This is a genomic window from Variovorax sp. 10N412 (assembly GCF_056394985.1).
Genome location: NZ_JBFTIO010000018.1, coordinates 38,529 through 62,113, shown reverse-complemented (window position 1 = coordinate 62,113; position 23,585 = coordinate 38,529). Strand labels below are relative to the sequence as shown.

Below are 23,585 nucleotides of genomic sequence, written 5' to 3'. Positions count from 1 at the left end.
ATCATGGAAAACTTCGGCATTCACCTGGAGCCGCTGCGCGCCATCCTCTACCAGGTGGGGGCATTCATCCCGCGCCTGCTGGTCGCGCTGGTGGTGGTGTTCGTGGGCTGGGTCATCGCCAAGGCGGTGCGGTTCGCGGTGACCAAGGCGCTGCGCGCCATCAACTTCAACGTGCTCACCGAGCGCGCGGGGCTGGACAACTTCCTGCGCCAGGGGGGCTGGCGGGGCGACACCAGCAGCGTGTTCGGGGTGCTGGCGTACTGGCTGGTCATTCTGGCGTCGCTGCTGATCGCCTTCAACGGCATGGGACTGAGCTACATCGCCGACCTGCTGGGGCGCATCTTGTGGTTCGTGCCGAACGTGGCCGTGGCCTTGCTGGTGCTGGCCTTCGGCTCGTATTTCGCCAAGTTCGTGGGCGACGCGGTGGGCAGCTACTTCCGCGGCGTGAAGATGCAGGACGCGATGCTGTTCGCCAAGATGGCGCAGTACGCGGTGATGGCTTTCGTGATCCTGATTGCGCTCGACCAGATCAAGGTGGGCGGCGACATCGTGCGCGAAAGCTTCCTGGTGATCCTGGCGGGCGTGGTTTTTGCGTTGGCTCTGGCCTTCGGCCTGGCCGGCAAGGACTGGGCGAAGGCGCAGATTGAGCGTTGGTGGCCGCGCGAGGTCATCAGGGACGGCAAGACGCTGAAAGGCACGCCCCCGGTGACGCCCGTAGGCCCGGTAGGCCCGGTGGGAACTACCAACCCGCCGCCCCGTTTCGACGACCGCCCGCCGCGCTGATTGATTGATTGATTGACCTGATGCCTGCCCCGCCTTCGATTGCCCCCGGCCCCTGAATGACACGAAAAACCAATCCGACGATCACGGCCATCTGGCCCGGCAAGCCTTATCCGCGCGGCGCCACCTGGGACGGGGAGGGTGTCAACTTCGCGCTCTTTTCCCAGCATGCGCAGAAGGTCGAGCTGTGCCTGTTCGACGAGCGCGGGCGCCATGAGCTGCAGCGCATCGAGCTGCGCGAGCGCACCGACGGCGTGTGGCACTGCTACCTGCCCGAAGCACGGCCCGGCCAGGCCTACGGCTACCGCGTGCACGGGCCCTACCGCCCCGAGGAGGGCCACCGTTTCAACGCGCACAAGCTGCTGCTCGATCCGTACGCGAAAGACCTGGTGGGCCAGTTGCGATGGGGCGACGCGCTGTACGGCTACACCGTGGGCAGCAAGCGCGAAGACCTGTCTTTCGACCGGCGCGACAGCGCCCCGCTGATGCCCAAGGGCCGCGTGCTCGAAACCGCCTTCACCTGGGGCGACGACCGCCGCCCCTCGGTGCCGCGGCAGGACATGGTCATCTACGAGATGCATGTGCGCGGCTTCACCATGAACCACCCCGACGTGCCGCCCGAGCTGCGCGGCACCTACGCCGCCCTGGGCTGCGCGCCGGTGGTCGACTACCTCAAGCGCCTGGGCGTGACCACCGTGGAGCTGCTGCCGGTGCACAGCTTCCTGAACGACCGGCACCTGGCCGAGAAGGGCCTGCAGAACTACTGGGGCTACAACACCTTCGGCTACTTCGCCCCCGAGATGCGCTACAGCGCCTCCGGCAAGGTGAAGGAGTTCAAGACCATGGTGAAGACGCTGCACTCCGCGGGCATCGAGGTCATTCTCGACGTGGTCTACAACCACACCTGCGAGGGCAACCAGCTCGGGCCCACGCTGTCGATGCGCGGGGTGGACAACGCCTCCTACTACATCGCCAACGCAGAGAACCGCCGCTACTACGACGACTTCACCGGCTGCGGCAACACCGTGAACCTGGAGCACCCGCATGCGCTGCAGCTGGTGATGGACTCGCTGCGCTACTGGGCCGAGGAAATGCACGTCGACGGCTTTCGCTTCGACCTGGCCTCGGCCCTGGCGCGCGAGGCCGGCAAGGTGGAAAACCTCGGCGGCTTCTTCGACGCCATCCGGCAAGACCCGACGCTCAACCGCGTGAAGCTCATCGCCGAGCCCTGGGACCTGGGGCACGGCGGCTACCAGGTGGGCAACTTTCCGCTGGGCTGGGCCGAGTGGAACGACCAGTACCGCGACGGCATGCGCGGCTTCTGGAAGGGCGACGGCGGGCTCATCGGCGAAATGGCCAAGCGCGTCACCGGCTCGCAAGACCTGTACGGCTGGTCGGGCAAGCAGCCCAGCGCGAGCATCAACTTCGTCACCGCGCACGACGGCTTCACCTTGCACGACCTGGTGTCCTACAACGACAAGCACAACGAGGCCAACGGCGAGGACAACCGCGACGGCAACAGCCACAACGTGTCGTGGAACTGCGGCGTCGAAGGCCCCACCGACGACCCCGAGGTGGTGACCCTGCGCGAGCGGCAGAAGCGCAACCTGCTGGCCACGCTGCTGCTGTCCCAAGGCGTGCCCATGCTGCTGGCGGGCGACGAGCGCGGCCACACGCAGCAGGGCAACAACAACGTCTACTGCCAGGACAACGAGCTCGGCTGGCTCGACTGGTCGGCCACGCCCGAGCGGCTGGCGCTGACCACCTTCGTCGAACGCATGGTGGCGCTGCGCCGCGCGCACCCGTCGTTCCGGCGGCGCACCTTCTTCGCGGGCAAGCCGGCCGCCGGAGAGACCGTGACCGACGTGCACTGGCTCAAGCCCGACGGCGAAGAGATGCGCACCGAAGACTGGAGCGACACCAACGCCCGCTGCATCGCCATGTACATCCCCGGCGGCGGCATTGCCGACCGCGGGCCGCGCGGCGAGACGCAGCATGACGACGACTTCCTGCTGCTGCTGAACGCGCACCACGACGAGATCGCCTTCACGCTGCCCCCGATGCCCCACGGCGCGTGGCGGCTGCTGGTCGACACCGCCAGCACCACGCCGCCGCCCACCACCCAAGACGCCGCCTCGCTCGCCCCTGCGTGGGCCGAGGCTTCCTATCCCCTGCAATGCCGCTCGCTCGTCGTGCTGAGTCGGCCGGACGTACGGCCATGACCATGTCGACCCCCTCCAACCACCTTCACACCCATGCCATGCCTTTCGGCGCCACCGCGCACGACGGCGGCGTGGCCTTCGCCCTGTGGGCGCCTTCGCAGGACGCCGTGCGGCTGTCGCACCGGCCCGTGGGCCAGGGCGACTTCGCCGCGCATGCCATGGCGCGCGACGCCGACGGCTGGCACCGGCTGGACCTGCCCGGCGCGGTGCATGGCGACAGCTACCGCTTCGAAATGCCCGACGGCTCGGCCGTGCCCGACCCGGCCTCGCGCTTCAACCCCGAGGACGTGCACGGCCCGAGCGTGGTGATCGACCCGTGCCGCTACACCTGGCGCGACACCGCCTGGCGCGGACGTCCATGGGAAGAGGCGGTGGTGTACGAACTGCACATCGGCGCGTTCACCGCGGAAGGCACCTTCAACGCCGCGCGCGAGCGGCTCGGCGAACTGGCCGAGCTGGGCGTGACCGCCGTCGAGCTGATGCCGCTGGCGGACTTTCCGGGCAAGCGCAACTGGGGCTACGACGGCGTGCTGCAGTTCGCGCCCGACGCCTCTTACGGCACGCCCGACGAGCTCAAGGCGTTGGTCGACGCGGCGCACGGGCTGGGCCTGATGGTGCTCGTGGACGTGGTCTACAACCACTTCGGCCCCGAAGGCAACTACCTGCACGGCTACTGCCCCGAGTTCTTCAACCCCGAACACCGCACGCCCTGGGGCGCGGCCATCAACTTCGACGGGCCGAGCGCGCGCACGGTGCGCGACTTCTTCGTGCACAACGCGCTCTACTGGATCGAGGAATACCGCTTCGACGGGCTGCGCATGGACGCGATTCACGCCATCCGCGACGGCTCGCATCCGCACATCGTGCAGGAGATCCGCGAGGCGGTGCTGGCCGGCCCGGGCCGCGAGCGCCACGTGCACCTGGTGCTGGAGAACGACACCAACCAGGCCTCGATGCTCGCGCGCGACGGCCACGGCCTGCCCGTGGCCGGCACGGCGCAATGGAACGACGACCTGCACCACGCGGTGCACGTGCTGGCCACCGGCGAGCGCGACGGCTACTACGCCGACTATGCCGACGACCCGGTGTGCCGGCTGGCGCTGTCGCTGGCCGAAGGCTTCATCTACCAGGGCCAGCCCTCGGCGTTTCGCAACGGCGAGCGGCGCGGCGAGCCCAGCACGCGGCTGCCGTCGCAGGCCTTCGTGTCGTTCCTGCAGACGCACGACCAGGTCGGCAACCGCGCCTTCGGCGAGCGCATCCACGCGCTGGGCGACCCGGTGCGCGTGCGTGCGGCCATGGCCTGCCTGCTTCTGTCGCCGCATGTGCCGATGCTGTTCATGGGCGACGAGTTCGCCGCTTCCACGCCGTTCCTGTATTTCTGCGACTTCGGGCCCGAGCTGGCCGAGGCGGTGTCCAACGGGCGGCGCTCGGAGTTCGGCGGCTTCGCCGCGTTCAAGGACGAGGCGGCGCGTGCGCGCATTCCCGACCCTAACGCCGAGGCCACCTTTCTCGCGTCCAAGCTCAACTGGCGCGAGCGGGGCGCGCGCATGCATTTCGAGCAGTTCAACGAAGTGCAGCAGCTGCTGGCCCTGCGCCACCGGCTGATCGTGCCGCGCCTGGCCGGCTCGACCGGCGCGGGCGTGTTCTTCTGCGAGAACGACACCCTGCGCGTGCACTGGGACCTGGGCTCGGGCCGGCTGCACATGCTGGCGCATTTCGGCGCGCAGCCGGCGGCGGCGGTTGCCGGTTCACCCGGCGCGGTGGTCTACAGCCACGGCGTGCAGGAAGAGGGCGGCGCGTTGCGGCTGGCCCACGGCGCGGTGCTTGTCACGCTGGAGGACGCGCACGGTGAATGACATGAACGAGGCTTTCCGCCGCGACGCGGCGGGCGTGCTTGCGTCGCTGTGCGCGCATTTCGGCATTGCCACCGCGTACAACGATGCGTTCGGTACCCGTCGCGAGGCCACGGCGCAGAGCCTGCTCGCGCTGCTGGCGGAGTTTGGCGTGCGCATCGAGAACGCGGCCGACGCGCACCACGCGCTCGACACCGTGCACCGCGCGCACTGGGCGCAGGCATTGCCGCCGGTGGCGGCGGTGGCCGCGGGCAGCACCGGCTGGCAGGTGCCGCTGCGCGTGCCGCACGCCATGCGCACGCTGCGCTGGCAACTGACCGACGAAGCCGGCCGCACGCAGCAAGGCGAGGCCGATGCCGCGTCGCTGCACGAAACCGCGCGTGCCGAGCGCGACGGCGAGTGGCTGTGCGAACGCGTGCTGCCCATGACGCTGGCGCTCGAGGCCGGCTATCACCGCCTTCACATCGACGGCCTGCCCGGCGAAACCCTGGTGCTGGCCACGCCGGGCCACTGCTACCGCCCGCCGGCGGTGCGCGACGGCGGTCGCGTGTGGGGCCCGGCGGTGCAGCTGTACAGCCTGCGCTCGCCGCGCAACTGGGGCATCGGCGATTTCGGCGACCTCGACGAACTTGTCACGCGCATGGCGGCGCTGGGCGCCGACATCGTCGGCCTCAACCCGCTGCATGCGCTGTTCGCGGCCAACCCGGCGCATGCGAGCCCGTACAGCCCGTCGTCGCGCCAGCAGTTGAACGTGCTCTACATCGACGTGGAGGCGGTCGACGGCTTTGCGGAGTGCGAGCCGGCGCGCCATCTGGTGCGCTCCGCCGCCTTCCAGGCCCGGCTCGCGGCCTTGCGGGCCGAGCCGCTGGTCGACCTGCCGGCCGTGGCCGCGGCCAAGCACGAGGTGCTGGCGCTGCTGTTCGAGCACTTCCGTGAAGCGCACCTGCCCGAGCTGGGCAAGCCCGACGAAGACGGCCTGGCCTTCCTGGCGTTCGTGGCCGAGGGCGGCGAGGCGCTGCGGCAGCATGCGCTGTTCGAAACCCTGCATGCGCACTTTCTCGCGGCCGATCCCGGCATGTGGGGTTGGCCGGTGTGGCCCGAGGCCTACCGCGACCCCGACTCGGCCGAGGTGACGGCGTTTGCGGTGCAGCATGCGCAGCGCCTGCAGTTCCACCAGTTCCTGCAGTGGCAGGCCGCGCGCCAGCTGGCGCAGGCGGCGGCGCGCTGCGAGGCGGTGGGCATGGGCATCGGCCTGTATGTCGACCTGGCGGTGTCGGTGGACCGCGCCGGCTCCGACGCCTGGACCGCGCAGTCCGTGCTCGCGCCCGGCGCGGCCATCGGCGCGCCGCCGGACGAGTTCAACCCCGCCGGCCAGAACTGGGGCCTGCCGCCGCTGCGGCCCGACAGCCTGCGGGCCGACGGCTACCGCTACTTCATCCAGACCCTGCGCGCCGGCATGCGCGGCGCGGGCGCCTTGCGCATCGACCACGTGATGGGGCTCATGCGCCTGTTCTGGATTCCGCCGGGCCGCGGCGCGCACGACGGCGCGTACGTGTACTACCCGCTGGACGAGATGCTGGCCATCGTTGCCATCGAAAGCCACCGCCAGCGCTGCATGGTGGTGGGCGAAGACCTGGGCACGGTGGAAGACGCCGTGCGCGAGGCGCTGGCCAAGGCCGACGTGCTGTCGTACCGCCTGCTGTACTTCGAGAAGTTCGACGGCCAGCACCACGAGCACCACGAAGGCGGCTTCAAGCCGCCCGAGGCCTACCCGCCGGCCGCGCTGGTCGCGGTGAGCACGCACGACCTGGCCACCTTCGCCGGCTGGTGGGCCGGCCACGACCTGCGCGTGCGGCTTGAATTGGGCCTGTTCCCCGACGAGCGGGTGTTCGACAAGCAGCTGCTCGACCGCGCGCAGGAGCGCATCCAGCTGATGCTGGCGGCCGAGCGCGGCGGCCTGCTCAGCCGCGACGAGATCGCCGAGGCGGCCGGGCAGGCAGTGCCGCCCACGCGCGTGGTGGAGGCCGTGCATGCCTACCTGGCAGCCGCGCCGTCGGCGCTGATGATGGTGCAGCTGGAAGACGCAGCGGGCGTCGTGGAGCAGGCCAACATGCCCGGCACGGTGAACGAGCAGCCCAACTGGCGGCGCAAGCTGCCGCTGCCGCTGCGCGCGCTGGCCGAGAGCGAGCGCATGCAGGGCATTGCCGCGCAGCTGCGCGCGGTGCGCCCGAGCCTGCGTTCGCGCACCCGCGCCGTCGCGCCGCAAGACCTGCAGGCTTGCGTGCCGCGCGCCACCTACCGGCTGCAGTTCCACAAGGACTTCGGTTTCGACGACGCCATTCGCGTGCTGCCGTACCTGGCCGCGCTGGGCGTGAGCCACGTGTACTGCTCGCCGATCCAGCGCGCGCGGGCGGGCAGCATGCACGGCTACGACGTGGTGGCGCATGAAGAGATCAATCCCGAGCTGGGCGGCGAGGAAGGCTTCGAGCGCTTCGTGCAGGCGCTGGAGGCGCACGGCATGGGCCAGCTGCTGGACATGGTGCCCAACCACATGGGCGTGTTCGGCGCCGACAACGAATGGTGGATGGACGTGCTGGAAAACGGCCCGGCCTCGCTGTACGCGCAGCATTTCGACATCGACTGGCAGCCGCTGAACGTGGAGCTCACCGGCAAGGTGCTGCTGCCCGTGCTGGGCGGCCACTACGGCGAGGTGCTGGCCAGCGGCGAACTGGTGCTGCACTTCGAGCCTGAGCTCGGCGGCTTGGCGCTCAGGTACTTCGACCACCGCTTTCCGCTGGCGCCCGAGCGCTACCCGACAGTGATGGCGCGCGCGCTCGCGCAGCTGGACGCGTCGGCCGACGACGCCGCCGCGCTCGCCAGCATTGCCGCCGCGTTCGGCCACCTGCCGGGCCGCGATGCCGTCGACCCCGAGCAGCGCGCCGAACGCGCGCGCGACAAGGAGCTGCTGAAGGCCCGCCTTGCGCGGCTCGCGCAGCGGCACCCCTCGGTGCAGCGTGCCCTGGGCGCGGCAGTGGCCGAGCTGAACCTGGCCACGCCCGCCGCGCGCGATGCGCTGCATGCGCTCATCGAAGGGCAGGCCTACCGGCTGGCCTACTGGCGCGTGGCGACGGACGAGATCAACTACCGGCGCTTCTTCGACATCAACGACCTGGCGGCGGTGCGCATGGAGCGCGACGACGTGTTCGAGGCCACGCAGTCCTTCGCGCTCGACCTGGCGGCCGCCGGCAAGGTGGACGGCCTGCGCATCGACCACCCCGACGGCTTGTACGACCCCGCGCGCTACTTCGAGAAGCTGCAGCAGGGCTACGCGCGCCGCGCGGGCCTGGTGCTGCCGGCCCACGACGCGCAGGGCCGCCCGTCGCGCCCGCTCTACGTGGTGGCCGAGAAGATCGCCGCCAACGACGAGGAAGTGCCCGTGGGCTGGCATGTGCACGGCACCACCGGCTACCGTTTTGCCAACGTGGCCAACGGCGTGCTGGTGGACACCGCGGCCGAGGAAACCATCGGCCATGCGTGGCGCCGCTTCACCGGCGAGACGCAGAGCTTTCATGCGCTCTCGCAGACCGGGCGTCGCGAGGTGATGCGCAATGCGCTGTCCTCGGAGCTCAACATGCTCTCGAGCGAGCTGCTGCGCATTGCGCGCGCCGACCGCGCCACCCGCGACTACACGCTCAATGCGCTGCGCCGCGCGCTGGCCGACGTGGCGGCCTGCATGCCGGTGTACCGCACCTACATCATCGACGGGCCGTCCGCGCAGGACGAACGCTTCATCGACGAGGCCATTGCCGGTGCCCGCCGCCAGAGCAGCGATGCCGACCGCTCGGTGTTCGGTTTTCTGCGCCAGGTGCTGCGCGGCCAGGCGGTGGAGGGCGCCTCGGGCGCGCTGGCCGAACGCGTGCGCCGCTTTGCGGTGCGCTTCCAGCAGTTCAGCGCGCCGGTCACGGCCAAGGGCGTGGAAGACACGGCCTTCTACCGCTACTTTCCGCTGAGCTCGCTCAACGAGGTGGGCGGCGAGCCCGACCGCTTCGGCATCGAGGTGGCCGAGTTCCATGCGCTGAGCACCGACCGCGCGCTGCGCTGGCCGCACACCATGCTGGCCACCTCGACGCATGACAACAAGCGCTCGGAAGACGTGCGCAACCGCATCGACGTGCTGTCCGAAATGCCCAACGACTGGGTGCTGGCGCTGACCCGCTGGCACGGCCTGTGCCGCGACACGCGCCGCAAGCTGGAGGCCGACGACGCGCCTTCGCGTGCCGACGAATACCTGCTGTACCAGACGCTGCTGGGCACGCTGCCGCCGGGCGGGCTCGATTCGGCCACCGCGCCCGCGTACGCCGAGCGCATCTGGCAGTACATGCAGAAGGCCGCGCGCGAGGCCAAGCTGCGCACGCGGTGGACCCAGCCCGACGCCGAGTACGAGGCCGCGCTCGAAGGCTATGTGCGCGCCATCGTCTCCAACCTGGAAGCCGGTGCCTGCCTGTCGGACATCCAGCGGCTGGCCGACCGCCTGTCGTGGTTCGGCGCGTGGAACGGGCTCACGCTCACCTTGCTGAAGTACGCCTCGCCCGGCGTGCCCGACCTGTACCAGGGCAGCGAGCTGATCGAACTGAGCCTGGTCGACCCCGACAACCGCCGGCCGGTGGACTATGCGCTGCGGCAGCGGCAGCTCGACGAGCTGCGCGGCATGGCCGACGCAGCCGAGGGGGCCGGCCTGGCGGGGCGCATTCAGGCCCTGGCCGCTGCACCGCACGACGGCCGCTCCAAGCTGTGGTTCATCTGGCGGCTGCTGTCGCTGCGGCGCGCGCAGCCCGAGCTGTTCCGCGAAGGCAGCTACGAAGGCCTCACGGCCGACGGGCCGATGGCGCGGCACGTCGTGGCCTTCGTGCGGCAGCATGGATCGCAGGCGCTGGTGGTGCTGGCGGGGCGGTTTTTTGTCGGCCTGTGCAAGGGCGACGCCTCGGCGCTGCCGGCATTGCCGCAAGGCGATGCCTGGCAGGACACCACGGTGCAACTGCCCGCATGGCTTGAAGGCGAGGTGCTCGAGAACCTGCTGACCGGCGAGCGCTTCACGGTGGGGGCCGATGCCCTGGCGTTGTCAGACGCATTGCGTCATGTGCCGTGGGCCGCTTTCGTCGTGGTGCGCGCCGCGTCATGAATTGCGCCGGTGTTGACGCGACGATTTCCTACGTGGGCGGCAGTGGCATGCACGGATTCTTCGGTGTCCGTTTTTCATTACCTTCCCAGGAGCTTTCGATGAAGAAAATTGTCCCTGCACTGTTGGTTGCCGGCCTCATGGCCGCCACGGGCGCCTACGCCCAGTCGAACCCGCCCGGCGCGGCCGTCCCGCCGAACACGCCGGGCGTTGCCACCGGCAAGTCGGACATGGCCGGCGAGGCCCGCAAGGACCGCCGCACCCCCGGCCTGGTGAAGGCCCCGGGCGGTGACGAGTCGAAGACGCCCGAAGGCGGGGCCATCGGCAATGACCGTGCGGCGGTCGCCGGTGAACGCCGCGCCGAGACCCGCGACGAGCGTCGTCCCGGCAAGCCGAAGCCCGTGCCCGGCGGCACGCCCAAGTAAGCAGGCCCCCGCGGCCGGCCTGATCGGCGGCGCGAGCCGCCGTCAGCCGGCGCTGGGTACGGCGCGGCCGCGAATTGCGCTCTTCAGCGCGCGCTGGCCCGCCGACAGTGCCAGCTCGTAGCTGTCCGCCGCGTCGAAGGCTTCGCCTAGCAGGTGCGGGTGCTCGCCTCGGTCGTCGGTTTCGAGCAACTGCCAGACAAATGCGCCCGGCAGCTTTTCCAGGATGGTGAGTTCGATGGGATGTGTCATGGTGTGATCAACATGGCGCGTTTTGCCGCCCGTGTCTGTAGGCCCGCGGCGACGATGAGCGTGGCAAGCTGCCCGCCTTCCTACAGGGGCCCGTACCGCGGGCCGACCCGCACTCAGGCGCCGCCCGTTACGCTGGGGCGCATATGGACCCCAGCGACCTTCACCACACCACCGACCGTTCCACCGAACGCTTCGTGCGCCTGCGCGGCGCGCGCGAACACAACCTGAAAAACGTGGACGTCGACATCCCTCGCGACGCGCTGGTGGTGTTCACCGGCATCTCGGGCTCCGGCAAGTCTTCACTGGCTTTCGGCACGCTGTACGCCGAGGCGCAGCGCCGTTACCTCGAATCGGTCGCGCCGTATGCACGCCGGCTGATCGACCAGGCGGGCGTTCCCGAGTTCGACAGCATCGAGGGCCTGCCGCCGGCCGTGGCGCTGCAGCAGCAGCGCGGCACGCCGAGCGCGCGCTCTTCGGTGGGCAGCGTGACCACGCTGTCGAACCTGCTGCGCATGCTGTATTCGAGGGCGGGCGACTACCCCGCGCGCCAGGCCATGCTGTACGCGGAAGACTTTTCGCCCAACACCGTGCAAGGCGCCTGCCCGGTGTGCCACGGGCTGGGCCGGGTCTTCGAGGTGACCGAGCAGACCATGGTGCCCGACGACTCGCTCAGCATCCGCGAGCGCGCCGTGGCCGCGTGGCCGCCTGCATGGCACGGGCAGAACCTGCGCGACATCCTGGTCACGCTGGGGCACGACGTCGACAAGCCCTGGCGCGAACTGCCGAAGAAAACCCGCGACTGGATCCTGTTCACCGACGAGCAGCCGACGGTGCCGGTGTATGCCGGCTTCACGCCCGCGGAAACCCGCGCCGCGCTGCGCAGCAAGATGGAGCCGAGCTACCAGGGCACCTTCACCGGCGCGCGCAAGTACGTGCTGCACACCTTCGCCACCACGCAGAGCGCGCTCATGAAGAACCGGGTGTCGCGCTTCATGGTCGGAGCGCTGTGCCCGTCGTGCAAGGGCAAGCGGCTGAAGAAAGAGGCGCTGTCGGTGCGCGTGGCCGGCCACGACATCGGCGAGATGGCGCAGATGCCGCTGGGCGAACTGTCGCGCGTGCTGGCGCCCCTGGCGGCGGGTCAGCTGAAGGGGCAGGCGCAAGAAAAGCGCATTGCCGCGCAGCGCCTTGCGCATGACCTGCTGGAGCGGGTGGGCACGCTGCTGGGCCTGGGGCTGGGCTACCTGTCGCTCGACCGGCGCACGCCCACGCTGTCCCCGGGCGAGCTGCAGCGGCTGCGCCTGGCCACGCAGATCCGCTCCAACCTGTTCGGCGTGGTGTACGTGCTCGACGAGCCTTCGGCGGGGCTGCATCCGGCCGACAGCGAAGCGCTGGTCTCCGCGCTCGACATGCTCAAGCGCGCGGGCAATTCGCTCTTCGTGGTGGAGCACGACCTGTCGCTGATGCGTCGCGCCGATTGGCTGGTGGACGTGGGGCCGGAGGCGGGCGAGAAGGGCGGCGTGGTGCTGTACAGCGGGCCGCCCGAAGGGTTGCGCGGCGTGCAAGGCTCGCACACGGCGCACTATCTTTTCGGCGAACCCGCGCCGCGCCCAACGGCGAACCGCACGCCCACCGGCTGGCTCGAGTTGGCCGCTGTCACGCGCAACAACCTGAACGGCCTGGCCGCCAAATTTCCGCTGGGCGTGCTGACGGCGGTCACGGGCGTGTCGGGTTCGGGCAAGTCCAGCCTGGTGACGCAGGCGCTGGTGGAGTTGGTGTCCGCGCACCTGGGCCACGAGCCGCCCGCGGCGGACGAGCCCGACGGCGAGGCCCAGGCCGCGCCGGTGGTGGCGCAGCGCACGGCCGGGCGCATCGTGCAGGGCATGGAGCGCATTCGCCGGCTGGTGCGCGTGGACCAGAAGCCCATCGGCCGCACGCCGCGCTCGAACCTTGCAACCTACACGGGGCTGTTCGACGCGGTGCGCAAACTGTTCGCGCAGACCAAGGCCGCGCGCACGCGGCACTACGACGCCGGGCGCTTTTCGTTCAACGTGGCCAAGGGGCGTTGCCCGGCCTGCGAGGGCGAGGGCTTCGTCAGTGTGGAGCTGCTGTTCATGCCGAGCGTGTACGCGCCGTGCCCCACCTGCCACGGCTCACGTTTCAATCCGCAGACGCTGAAGGTGACGCTGCGCGGCAAGACCATTGCCGACGTGCTGGGCATGACGGTGGACGAGGCGCATGCCTTCTTCGAGGCCGATACCGCCATCGAGCGGCCGTTGCGCCTGCTGCGCGCCATCGGCCTGGGTTACCTGCGGCTGGGCCAGCCCGCCACGGAGCTGTCGGGCGGCGAGGCGCAGCGCATCAAGCTCGCCACAGAGCTGCAGCGCGCGCAACGCGGCGACACCCTCTATGTGCTCGACGAGCCCACCACGGGGCTGCATCCGGCCGACATGGACAAGCTCATGGTGCAACTGAACGGGCTGGTGGACGCGGGCAACACCGTCATCGTGGTGGAGCACGACATGCGCTGGGTCGCCGCATGCGACTGGGTGATCGACATGGGGCCGGGAGCGGGGGGCGAGGGCGGGCGCATCGTGGCTGCGGGGTCGCCAGCGCAGGTGGCTGCATCGGGCGGGCGCACCGGACCTTATCTGCGCGAGTGGGTGCCACTCAATCGTCCTCGGTCTTGAACAGGCCGCGGATGTTCAGCCCTGCCAAGCACACCTGCAACGCAATCAGTGCCCACGCGCTGGTGTGCAGGCCCCACGCCACCCAGAGCACGTTGCTCAGCAGGAAGACCCAGAAACCGACGTTGCGCTTCGACTTGTCGCGCGACGCGACAAGCCATGCGGCGACAACCGAAGCGGCAAAGGCCGGCCATTGAATCAGCGAGAGCAGGTCTTCCATGGTTGAAGACCGTAGTCCACCGCAAGGGCCGGGCCGGGTGCTTCATTGCCGACGCCCGGCGTGGGCCGTCTCTCACACAGTGGCGTACAGGCGCGGCGCAGATTGATGGTCGGCTTCATAGAAACAAGGACGCGCGCCATGGAAACGCAAACCCCCGCCATCGAAGAACGGTTCATCACATTCAGCTACCAGGGGCGGCTCTTCCTGTGCCGCGCGGAGCGGTTGAACGACCAGACCTACCGGCCCGTGGTGGTATGCCGCGCGCCCACACCCGACGGCGAAGACACGCAATTGCCCAACGACACAGACAACGCGTCGTACGGCTCCGAGGCCGAGGCGCTGCGGCATGCGGAGCAGCAGGCCGTGCGTTGGGTGCATGACCGCACGGGCGGGGACTGACGTCAATACGCAACTCAAATGGCGTTGAAGTAATTCATAGGATTTACAGCGACGCCTGAATTTCTTCGACAACCTTACATATCGTGACTAAATGCCTTGCTGAGTTGTAACTGACTTTCATAATCGCCCCCGAAATGCGCGTCTTGTCACAGATGCGTTGCGAATTCACAAAAGAATATTCGGGGAGTGTCGGGCATGAACAAGCAGTTGCACCGCGTTGTCTTCAACGCGGCGAGGGGGATGCGCATGGTGGTTCAGGAGACCGCCAGGAGCACGGGCAAGGGAGCGAGCAAGTCCACTGGCGCAAGCGGTGGTGCGGTGCTCGGCGTTGTCGCTGCGTTGCTGATGGCAGGTGCCGTGCATGCCCAGATCGTCGGCGCGCCCAACGTGCCGGGCAACCTGCGCCCGACCGTCTTGGTGGCACCCAACGGCGTGCCACTGATCAATCTGCAGACGCCTTCCGCGGCAGGCGTTTCGCGAAACGTCTACAACCAGTTCAATGTCGGCGCGAACGGCGCGATCCTGAACAACAGCCGAGCCAATGTCCAGACGCAATTGGGCGGGTTCATACAGGGCAATCCGTTCATGGCGGGCGGTGCGGCCCGCATCATCGTCAATGAAGTGAACGGCGGCTCGCCGAGCCAATTGCGCGGGTACATCGAGGTCGGCGGCCAGCGTGCTGAAGTGATCATCGCGAACCCGGCCGGCATCAGCGTGGACGGCGGCGGGTTCATCAACGCGAGCCGCGCAACGCTGACCACGGGCACGCCGCAGTTCAATGCGATGGGTGGTCTCGACAGCTTTCTGGTGCGTGGCGGCACCATCACCATCGACGGCGCGGGGCTCGACGTCAGCAAGACGGACTACGCGGCCATTTTGGCGCGCGCGGTGCGGGTGAACGCGGGCATCTGGGCGAGCGAACTGAAGGTCGTGGCGGGGGCGAACCAAGTGTCGGCGGATTCGGGGCAGGTCACGCCTGTCGCGGGGACCGGTGCCGTGCCGACGTATGCGCTGGACGTGGCGGCGTTGGGGGGCATGTATGCGAACAAGATCAGCCTGATCGGCACCGAAGCGGGCTTGGGTGTGCGCAACGCCGGCAACATCGGAGCCGGCGCGGGCGGGCTCGTCGTCACGGCAGCCGGCCGTCTCGAGAACATCGGCACGCTGGAAGGCCAGCGCGTCGAATTGAGCACCCCGGGCGACATCGATAACCGCGGCGGCACGATTCGCCAGACCAGCACGGCCGGCCTCACCATCACTTCACCGGTCTTGAGCAACACCAATGGTGGCGTGATCGGCGCGGAACCTGCGAGTGCTGGCACAGGCAGTACCGGCACGAGCAGCGGCGGTACTGCGAGCACTGGAGGCACGACTCAACCCGGCGGCAGCGGGACGACGACGCCATCGGCCACAAGCGGCGACAGCGGCGGCTCAGGCAGCGCTTCCACGCCAGCCACGTACACCCCGCCGGCGCCTGGCGCCATCACTGCAGGCGGCACCCTGTCGAACGACAGTGGCCGCATTTATGCAGGCGGCCCCATCACGCTCAGCACGCCGCAGATCAACAACGCAGGCGGCACGTTGAACGTGGCGACGATGGCGGTCACAGGACCGAACTTCAGCAATGCGGGCGGTACCCTCAACGTCAGCAACAGCTTCAGTGCCAACGTGGGCCGGCTGGACAACAGCGGTGGCAAGCTGAACGCGGGCAGCCTGAGCATTGCCACCAGCGGCGATCTGATCAACGTCGATGGCATGCTGACGAGCGCTGCCGATGCCAACCTCACGGTCGGGGGCAAGGCTGACAACACGCGCGGCACCGTCTCTGCAACCGGCTCATTGACGGCCGGCGTCGGCGGTGCGATCACCAACAGTGGCGGCACCCTGGCTTCCAACCAAGGGCTGACGCTAGTTGCGAGCTCTATGGAGAACACGAAGGGCAGCATTCAGTCGGCGCAGGCCGGCGTGCAGGTCGCAGTGACCAACCAACTGGTGAACGGCACCGGCGGTTCGATCAGCGCGGCAACGGACCTGGGTGTCCAGGCCGGCTCGCTCGCCAACAGCGGCAGCCTGCGCGGGGGGAACGATCTGAACGTCACCATCGGCGGCGCAATGGTCACCGACGGCAGCGCCACAGCCGGGCGCGACATCACGATCACGGCTGGCAGCCTGCAAGGCGGCAGCACCAGCGTGCTCGGCGCCGGAATCCAGACCGACGGCAAGCTCGGCAGCGCAGGCGATCTGCGTGTTACATCCACAGGTGCGCTGGTCGCCCACGGCACCAACCTCGCGGCCGGCAACGCCACACTGAAAGGCGCGAGCGTCGATCTCTCGGCAAGCCAGACCAGTGCCGCCAACATCGCTGTCACAGCCACACAAGGCGATGTAGTTACCAGCAAAGCCACGGTCGTCACGCCCGGCACCCTGAGCATCACGGCCAACGCCCAGGCTGGCCAGACGCTGACCAATGACGCCGGCAAGCTCAATGCGGGCCTGCTGCAGATCAATGTCTCGAACCTCGCCAACACGAATGCCGGCGAGATCGTGCAGACCGGTGCGGGTGCATCCACCATCACGGCCAGCGGTACCTTCAACAACGATGGCTCGCGCATCGCCAGCAATGGCCTGGACCTGAGCCTGCGCGCCGGAACCATCAGTAGCGCGAACGGCAAGATCGAGCATGCCGGTGCTGGCACCCTGACCATTGCAGCTGGCAGCTACAACGGTGCCAACGGCCAGATCACGACGAATGGCGCATTGGCGGTTGCCATGTCGAGTGCCTTCAACCAGGACGGAGGTTCGACCAGCGCCAAGCAGATCACCGTCGATGCAGGCTCCTTGAGCAATCGCGGCGGTCAGGTCGTTCAGACCGGCGCCGATGCCACGCGCATCACCGTGGCCGGTGCGCTGGACAACAGCAAGGCGGGCACCATCGCCAGCAATGGCAACACGACCATTGCCGCCGGCAGCTTGACGAACCAAGGTGGCACCGTCCGTGCTGCTGAAACCTCCAATCTCGGCCTGAATGTCGGCGGCTTGCTCGACAACAGCAGCAAGGGCGTGATCGGGGCGGGCGGCAGTACCACCGTCACCGCAGGCAGCCTCAACAACAACGCCGGCAGCGTGACGGCGGTCGGCGATCTGAATGCCACCGTTGGCGGAACCGCGACGAACGTCGGCGGCACGCTGGCCGCCAATGGCAACACCACCCTGGCGTCGGACGGAACGCTCGACAACAGCAGCGGCACCGCAGCAGCGGTCAACGGCAATCTGAGCGTCACGACAAAGGGCACCACAACAAACGACGGCGGCACCCTGCAAGCAGGGGGCAAGACCACGCTGTCCAACGGCGGCTTCAGCAGCGTGGGTGGCAAGGCCTTCGGTGACAGCCTGTCCGTGGATACGCATGGCAATGCGCTGAACAACAGCGCAAACAGCACGCTCGCCGCGACCACGACGGTCGCCATCAATTCTGGCGCTCTCACGAACGACGCCAGTCTGATCCAGTCGGGCGGCGCGTTGACCGTCGATACGAATGGCAAGGCGCTGAGCAACACCAATGCGGCTGGCTACAGCACCAAGCAAGGCGGCATCACGAGCGCGGACACGCTCGATGTGAAGGCCGGGACGGTCAGCAATGCAGCCGGTTTCATTGGCTCGAAGAATGCGCTGACTGCCAGCACCCAGGCCTTCTCGAACACGGGCGGTGGCGTGGTGCTCGGTCAGTCCACCGTTGCGATCGATACCAACGGCGGGGCCTACAACAACACTGGGGGGCAAACGCAGGCTGTGGGTGATCTCGGCATTAATGCCGGCGGCATCACCAACAACGGTGGCCTTATCCGCTCGATTGCAAAGACGACACTGAATGCCGGTGCTATCGCCAACACGAACACGCTGGGCACCGATCAGGGCATCGAGGGCAAGAACATCGCCATCGGCGTTGGCGATCTGAACAATGCATCCGGAGCGATTCGCGCCGATGTCAACGCCACCATAGCCAGTGGCGGCACCCTGACCAACACGAACGGCCTGGTCTCCGCTGGCAACACGCTGAGCATTGCCGATCCCAATCACGCCAATCCTGCGGCCAAGACGCTCAGCGTCGTGAACACAGCTGGGACGCTGGTCGCAGGCACGGCTGCCGCAGTCGGTACCGATGGCAAACAGGTCGCGGCTTTCGGGAAGCTGGAGATCGACGCCAAGGGCTTCAGCGGCGACGGCACGACCATCGGTGTCAATGACTTGAGCATCGCGCTGGCGCAAGACGTGACGAACAACGTCGAGGTCAAGGCAGGCGCAAATCTGACCTACGCGACCACTGGCAGGCTGACCAACAATGGCAAGCTGCTGGCGGGCGGCACGGTCAGTGCCAGCGGCAACGACGTGGAGAACACCGTCAACGGGGAAATGACGGGCGACACCACGGTGGTCAGCGCCGCCAACACGCTGACCAACCGCGGATTGATCGACGGGCACAACACGCAGATCAACGGCGGCACGGTCAACAACCTTGGAGCCGGCCGCATCTACGGCGACGCGATCTCCATTGCCGTTGGCACGCTCAACAACGATTCGGAGACCGTCAATGGCGTCGCCCGTGCCGGCACCATCGCTGCGCGCGACTCGCTTGATGTTGGTGCTGGCAACATCAACAACCGCGAGCACGCGCTGCTTTTCAGCGCAGGCGATATGTTCATTGGTGGCGGCCTCGATGCGAATCGTTATGCGGTCGGTAAGGGCGGCACGCTCAACAACCTGAGCGCCAACATCGAGTCGTTGGGGAACATGTCCATCGCGATGGGCCAGATCAACAACTTCGACAACCACTTCGCGGTCGTTCGCACCAGCAGCGGCACCGTCAGCGGTAAGAGCACCATCACCCCGTTGGGTGGCGTTGAACTGCCTATCGAGCAGTTTGTGTTGGACCGCGGCGGTCGCGTGTGGTCAACCGTCGTCGATGGTCAGGTGCTCACTGGCAAGGGCTGGATCGAGCGCCAATACACGACCAGCACCGAGGTAGACCAGCCGGCGAATGCGCCCGACCCGGGTCGCATCTACTCGGGCGGCAACATGACCATCGACGGCAAGTTGCACAACCGCGACAGCCAGGTGATGGCGGGCGGCACGTTCACCATCGACCCGGCCAACATCGACAACACGCCGACGCAAGGGCAACGTGTCGTAACTGTCGGTGGCCTGGAGATCTACGTTCCACCGGAGAAGGGGAACAACCTCGTTCCCGGCTTCATCCCTGAGCAGAAATCGGTCTACACCATCGATGTGGGCGCGAGCTGCATCAACACCTGTGCCGACGCAGGGCCTGCCGGCACGAACATCGGAGCGGCGCAAGGCGTCGCGGTCAGCGACCGGGCTGGCGCTGCTGGGGCGGTGACGGCGGGCACGCGTGCACGCGCCATCATTGAGGTGCCGTCGGCAGTCGGTGGTGTCATCAATACCGGTGGAACTACAGCCAATGGCGCGGGCGCCGCAAACGGCGCCGCTGGCACTGGAGGTACCACCACCATCGCGCTGGTGGTACGCACCAGCCTGCCCAACACCGCGATCCCCACCACCAGCCTTTTCGGTGTTCGCGCCGGCCCTGGCGGCTACCTGATCGAGACCGATCCGCGCTTTGCCAACTACCGCACATGGCTCAGCAGCGACTACCTGCTGAGCAGTCTGGGCCTGGATCCGAACAACATCCTCAAGCGTCTGGGCGATGGTTTCTACGAGCAAAAGCTCATCCGCGAGCAGGTCGCGCAGCTCACGGGCTATCGCTATCTCGACGGCTACTCCAGCGACGAACAGCAGTACGGGGCACTGATGAGTTCCGGCGCGACCTTCGCGAAGGAATACGGGCTGAGGCCAGGCATCGCGCTCACGCCGGCGCAAATGGCTCAACTCACCAGCGACATTGTCTGGCTGGTCGAGCAGACCGTGACGCTGCCCGACGGCACGACCCAGCAGGTCTTGGTGCCGCAGGTCTACGTGCGCGTACAGCCCGGTGACATCACCGGATCTGGCAGTGTGCTCTCGGCCGACCGGATGATCATCAAGGGAGCGCCCGGCGCGGGGGACCTGATCAACAGCGGCACCATTGCAGGACGCACGTTGGTCGACATCAGTGCCGACAACATCAACAACCTCGGCGGCCGTATTGCGGGTGGCACGGTTGCGTTGGACGCAAGAAACGACATCAACAACATCGGCGGCAACATCACTGGTGCCAACTCGGTGTCGTTGAAGGCCGGGCGCGACATCAACATCGAGACCACCACCAACACGCAGGCAGGCTGGCTCGCCAACAAGACCAACATCGACCGGGTGGCGGGCGTCTATGTCACCAATCCCGGCGGAACGCTGATCGCCAGCGCGGGCAATGACATCAATGTGATCGGCGGCATCCTGTCGAACAAGGGGCCGGGCAGTTTCACTTCTGTCACTGCGGGCAAGGACATCAACCTGGGCACCGTCACCGAATCCAGCAGCCGGCTGTCGATTTTCAACGCCAACACTTACTACGGCGACGCTGCCAGCAGGGAAACTGGCAGCACCATCGCTGGCAACGGTACCGTCTTGCTCAATGCCAAGGGCGGCGACATCAATACGCGGGCCGCTACCGTGGATGCCGGCAACGGACTGCTGAGCCTTACGGCAGCGAGAGACATCAACATCACCTCGGGTGTCGATGCCAAGGCCACGATGGGAGCCGGCCAGTCCAACAAAAAGGGGGCCTTCAGGTCCACCACCACCACGTTTACAGGGGAGTCGCAGTCCAGCACCAGCATCGGCAGCAGCTTCACGGGGGGAATCGTTGCCATGGATGCGGGGAACAACCTGAACATCGAGGGCGCTCGCATCGCCGGGCGTGACGGTGTTGCGCTGCATGGCGGCAACAGCGTGAACATCTTCGAGGCGCGCAACACCGCCAGGGTCAGCTCTGGGTTCGACAAGAAAACCACCGGGCCGATCCGAGACCAAATTCTCAGTCAGAACAAATCGAACGGGAACACGCTCGAGATCAAGACCGACGTGGCCGCGCCGACCAGTATCAGCAGCGAAAAAGGTGGCGTGCTGATCGAAGGCGGCGTAATCAATATGCGCGGCGTGCAAGTCGATGCGGCCAAGGACATCAGGATCGAAGGCACCGATGTCAACATCGCGGCGGCGGAGAACCGGCTTGAAGTCAATGCCACTGAATCGAGCAAGGGCGGCAGCTTCAACGCCATCGGCTTCCATTCTTTCGGCAAGGGCATCAATGCCAAGCTGACCGACAGGATGGAGAGTTCGGCCACGTCACTGAGGAACACCACGTTCAACGGCGCGAACGTCAGCATTTCCGCCATTGGCGCCCCCGGCAGTGCAGGTGGAACGTTGAATATTGCGGGCACCACGGTCAACACACCTGGCACGCTGACGCTCAAGGGCGATCAGGTCAATCTGCTTCAACAGAGCACCGAGACCAGCGTACGAAACACCAGCCAGGGTGGTGACGTGGCCTGGGTGAAGACCACCGACAAGGGCACCACGGACCAGAAGCTGAACTACAACCAGTTCAACGTCGGGCAGCTGGCAGTGGACGCGAATCACGTGCAGGTGGGCATGAATGCCAAGGACAGCGTCGAGGCTCTGGGCCAGCAGCCTGGCATGGCCTGGGTCAACCAACTGCAGAACGATCCCAAGCTCAGCGGCAAGATCGACTGGGTCAAGGTCGAAGAAGCGCACAAGAGCTGGGACTACCGCCAGCAGGGACTAACACCAGAGGCCGCTGCAGTGGTGACTATCGTTGTCGCGTACTTCACTGCAGGGGCGGCTTCAGGCATTGGTGGCGCAGCAGGCGAAGCGGCGGCAACGACGGCGACTGGCGGCGGTGTGGCCGTTTTGGGTGAGGGAGGATTCATCGCGGCAGGCGGGGTAACCGTTTCCAGCGTGGTCGGTGGCGCGGTGACAGCGGGCATTTCGGCCCTCGCAGCTCAGGCGTCCGTATCTCTGATCAACAACCAGGGCGACATCGGAAGGACGTTGCACGACTTGGGGAGCAGTGCGGGCGTCAAGAACCTGTTGACGGCCATCGCTACTGGCGGTGTGCTGGGTGGGCTGAATTTGAATCCGACTGGCTTGCCCACGGCCGGTGGAGGTAGCCAAGAGTTTTTCACTCAGCTCGGGCAGAACCTACAAGCTGGCGCGGCTCGCGCGGTAATCGGTACGGCCATCAATGGCGGCAGCTTCGAGCAGAACCTGAAAGACAGCCTGAAGAACGCCATCTTCGACACAGTTGCCGCGCAAGCTGCCAATGAAATCGGGGACTGGACGAAAAAAGAAATCCTTAGCGGTTTCACCAATAAGGTTGCGCACGCGATTGCTGGGTGCATGGTTGGGGCTGCGCGAGCCGACAACGCGGCCGGGTGCGGAGCGGGCGCCTTGGGCTCCGCCATTGGCGAGCTTGCTGCAGAAACATACGGCCGCCAAGTCGATACGACGCAGTTCGCGGCCATGATTGCCGGCCTTGCCGTGGCCATTGTTGGAGGCGATGCCGCGCAAATCAATCTTGGCAGTCAAGCCGGGAGCAATGCGGCAGCGAATAACTTCTTAAATCACCCGGATGCGATTACTCTTCGAGAACTCACGGCTGCCTGCAGTGCAGGAGCGACGTCTTGTACCACCCAGCAACGTGAACAATTAGCCAGCTTGCTTGCGAAAGACAATGCCACGAACTTGGCGCTCGAAGGGTGCGCAGGAGTTTCGACAATTTACTGTCAAGGTGTGCGCAACAACTATGCGGCCGCGGCGGCAAGCTTCCTACCGACCGATAACGATATTTGGACTTGGGCCAAAGCGCAATCTGAGAACTCGAACGGCAAGTACACTGCTGCCCAAATTTATGATGCTTACAGGACCAACTTTGTTGCTGGCGCGGTCCCGAATATGACAGTCGGCGACCTTACGGAGGTCGCCGACTGGATGCGAAACCGCATTGTCGGGGATGCTACTGCGGCAAACCCCGGCGAAGGCCCCCTAAGTGTTATCGCGATGGGTTGGGCGGTTGGAAATAACGCTTCTGCCCAAGGGGCGTTGTCGGCAGGAATACTCGCACTAGGTGCCACCATCCGAGTAGCTACGCTGGGACTGGCGGCGAACACGGGGAATTCGGCCGGCCCCGCAGTGATCGCGGAGCAACAACGGATTCGTTTAGAGGAGATGGCGAAGCAGTTCAATGATCGATCTATAGCGACTACAAACATGACGCTGAGGTTGGGAGGAAGAACGCTCACGACCGACCCCGCCACCAGCAGAGGAGCTCCTGTATTTGTTGGCGCCACGGATGCAGAAGTGGCCGGCTATTTCAGACAGCTTGCCGGCATCAACGCCATGCCAACCCCGTCAGCCGGTGCCCTTGCTCAAGGCAAAACGATTTATTCGGTAAAAATCACGGAAGGCCCATATGCGGGGGCAACAATTACAATGCGCGATTTTTCCAACTCTACGACGAGTACTGGTGCAAAGTGGACTATTGATATCAAAGGAAATCCCGCAAATATTCGGGGAAATCCTGCGGAAATAAAATTTAAATAAA

General features: G+C 66.8%; 10 protein-coding genes. 8 read left to right on the top strand and 2 right to left on the bottom strand.

The window, feature by feature from the left end:
• Window positions 1-3: 3 nt before the first annotated feature.
• The 5 genes from AC1DJH_RS28205 to AC1DJH_RS28185 all read left to right on the top strand — a co-directional run bounded on the left by AC1DJH_RS28205 (window position 4) and on the right by AC1DJH_RS28185 (window position 10,456).
• Complete coding sequence (locus tag AC1DJH_RS28205) at window positions 4-783, top strand: mechanosensitive ion channel family protein (RefSeq protein ID WP_478187941.1); 780 nt, start codon at window positions 4-6, stop codon at window positions 781-783.
• Between the two features lie 56 nt (window positions 784-839).
• On the top strand, window positions 840-3,002 hold the full coding sequence (glgX, locus tag AC1DJH_RS28200) for a glycogen debranching protein GlgX (protein ID WP_478187940.1): 2,163 nt from the start codon (window positions 840-842) through the stop codon (window positions 3,000-3,002).
• Window positions 3,003-3,004: 2 nt separating this feature from the next.
• Entirely contained in the window at window positions 3,005-4,858 is a 1,854-nt protein-coding gene (treZ, locus tag AC1DJH_RS28195) for a malto-oligosyltrehalose trehalohydrolase (RefSeq protein ID WP_478187983.1), read from the top strand.
• A gap of 1 nt (window position 4,859) precedes the next feature.
• A complete protein-coding gene (locus tag AC1DJH_RS28190; RefSeq protein WP_478187939.1) occupies window positions 4,860-10,034 on the top strand; it encodes a malto-oligosyltrehalose synthase in 5,175 nt (1,724 codons plus the stop codon).
• Between the two features lie 98 nt (window positions 10,035-10,132).
• Window positions 10,133-10,456, top strand: coding sequence for a cell envelope biogenesis protein TolA (locus AC1DJH_RS28185; RefSeq protein WP_472124780.1), 324 nt, complete (start codon window positions 10,133-10,135; stop codon window positions 10,454-10,456).
• Between the two features lie 42 nt (window positions 10,457-10,498).
• Here AC1DJH_RS28185 and AC1DJH_RS28180 read toward each other — a convergent pair whose 3' ends face one another.
• Window positions 10,499-10,705, bottom strand: a complete 207-nt coding sequence (locus tag AC1DJH_RS28180; protein WP_472124776.1) for a hypothetical protein — start codon at window positions 10,703-10,705, stop codon at window positions 10,499-10,501.
• A gap of 143 nt (window positions 10,706-10,848) precedes the next feature.
• Between AC1DJH_RS28180 and AC1DJH_RS28175 the strand changes: the two genes are divergently transcribed.
• A complete protein-coding gene (locus tag AC1DJH_RS28175; protein ID WP_478187938.1) occupies window positions 10,849-13,392 on the top strand; it encodes an excinuclease ABC subunit UvrA in 2,544 nt (847 codons plus the stop codon).
• Here AC1DJH_RS28175 and AC1DJH_RS28170 read toward each other — a convergent pair.
• Window positions 13,373-13,609, bottom strand: a complete 237-nt coding sequence (locus tag AC1DJH_RS28170) for a hypothetical protein (RefSeq protein ID WP_478187937.1) — start codon at window positions 13,607-13,609, stop codon at window positions 13,373-13,375. The two genes, AC1DJH_RS28175 and AC1DJH_RS28170, sit on opposite strands and share 20 nt — an antisense overlap.
• A gap of 138 nt (window positions 13,610-13,747) precedes the next feature.
• On the opposite strand from AC1DJH_RS28170, the gene AC1DJH_RS28165 reads away from it, so the two are divergent.
• Window positions 13,748-14,008, top strand: a complete 261-nt coding sequence (locus tag AC1DJH_RS28165) for a hypothetical protein (RefSeq protein WP_478187936.1) — start codon at window positions 13,748-13,750, stop codon at window positions 14,006-14,008.
• A 195-nt stretch (window positions 14,009-14,203) separates the two neighbouring features.
• On the top strand, window positions 14,204-23,584 hold the full coding sequence (locus tag AC1DJH_RS28160; protein ID WP_478187935.1) for a two-partner secretion domain-containing protein: 9,381 nt from the start codon (window positions 14,204-14,206) through the stop codon (window positions 23,582-23,584).
• Window position 23,585 lies beyond the last annotated feature (1 nt).

Excerpts from the sequence above, each read along its gene's own strand:
- AC1DJH_RS28205 (WP_478187941.1), top strand. The coding sequence starts at position 4 with ATGGAAAACTTCGGCATTCACCTGGAGCCGCTGCGCGCCATCCTCTAC.
- glgX (WP_478187940.1), top strand. The coding sequence starts at position 840 with ATGACACGAAAAACCAATCCGACGATCACGGCCATCTGGCCCGGCAAG.
- treZ (WP_478187983.1), top strand. The coding sequence starts at position 3,005 with ATGTCGACCCCCTCCAACCACCTTCACACCCATGCCATGCCTTTCGGC.
- AC1DJH_RS28190 (WP_478187939.1), top strand. The coding sequence starts at position 4,860 with ATGAACGAGGCTTTCCGCCGCGACGCGGCGGGCGTGCTTGCGTCGCTG.
- AC1DJH_RS28185 (WP_472124780.1), top strand. The coding sequence starts at position 10,133 with ATGAAGAAAATTGTCCCTGCACTGTTGGTTGCCGGCCTCATGGCCGCC.
- AC1DJH_RS28180 (WP_472124776.1), bottom strand. The coding sequence starts at position 10,705 with ATGACACATCCCATCGAACTCACCATCCTGGAAAAGCTGCCGGGCGCA.
- AC1DJH_RS28175 (WP_478187938.1), top strand. The coding sequence starts at position 10,849 with ATGGACCCCAGCGACCTTCACCACACCACCGACCGTTCCACCGAACGC.
- AC1DJH_RS28170 (WP_478187937.1), bottom strand. The coding sequence starts at position 13,609 with ATGGAAGACCTGCTCTCGCTGATTCAATGGCCGGCCTTTGCCGCTTCG.
- AC1DJH_RS28165 (WP_478187936.1), top strand. The coding sequence starts at position 13,748 with ATGGAAACGCAAACCCCCGCCATCGAAGAACGGTTCATCACATTCAGC.
- AC1DJH_RS28160 (WP_478187935.1), top strand. The coding sequence starts at position 14,204 with ATGAACAAGCAGTTGCACCGCGTTGTCTTCAACGCGGCGAGGGGGATG.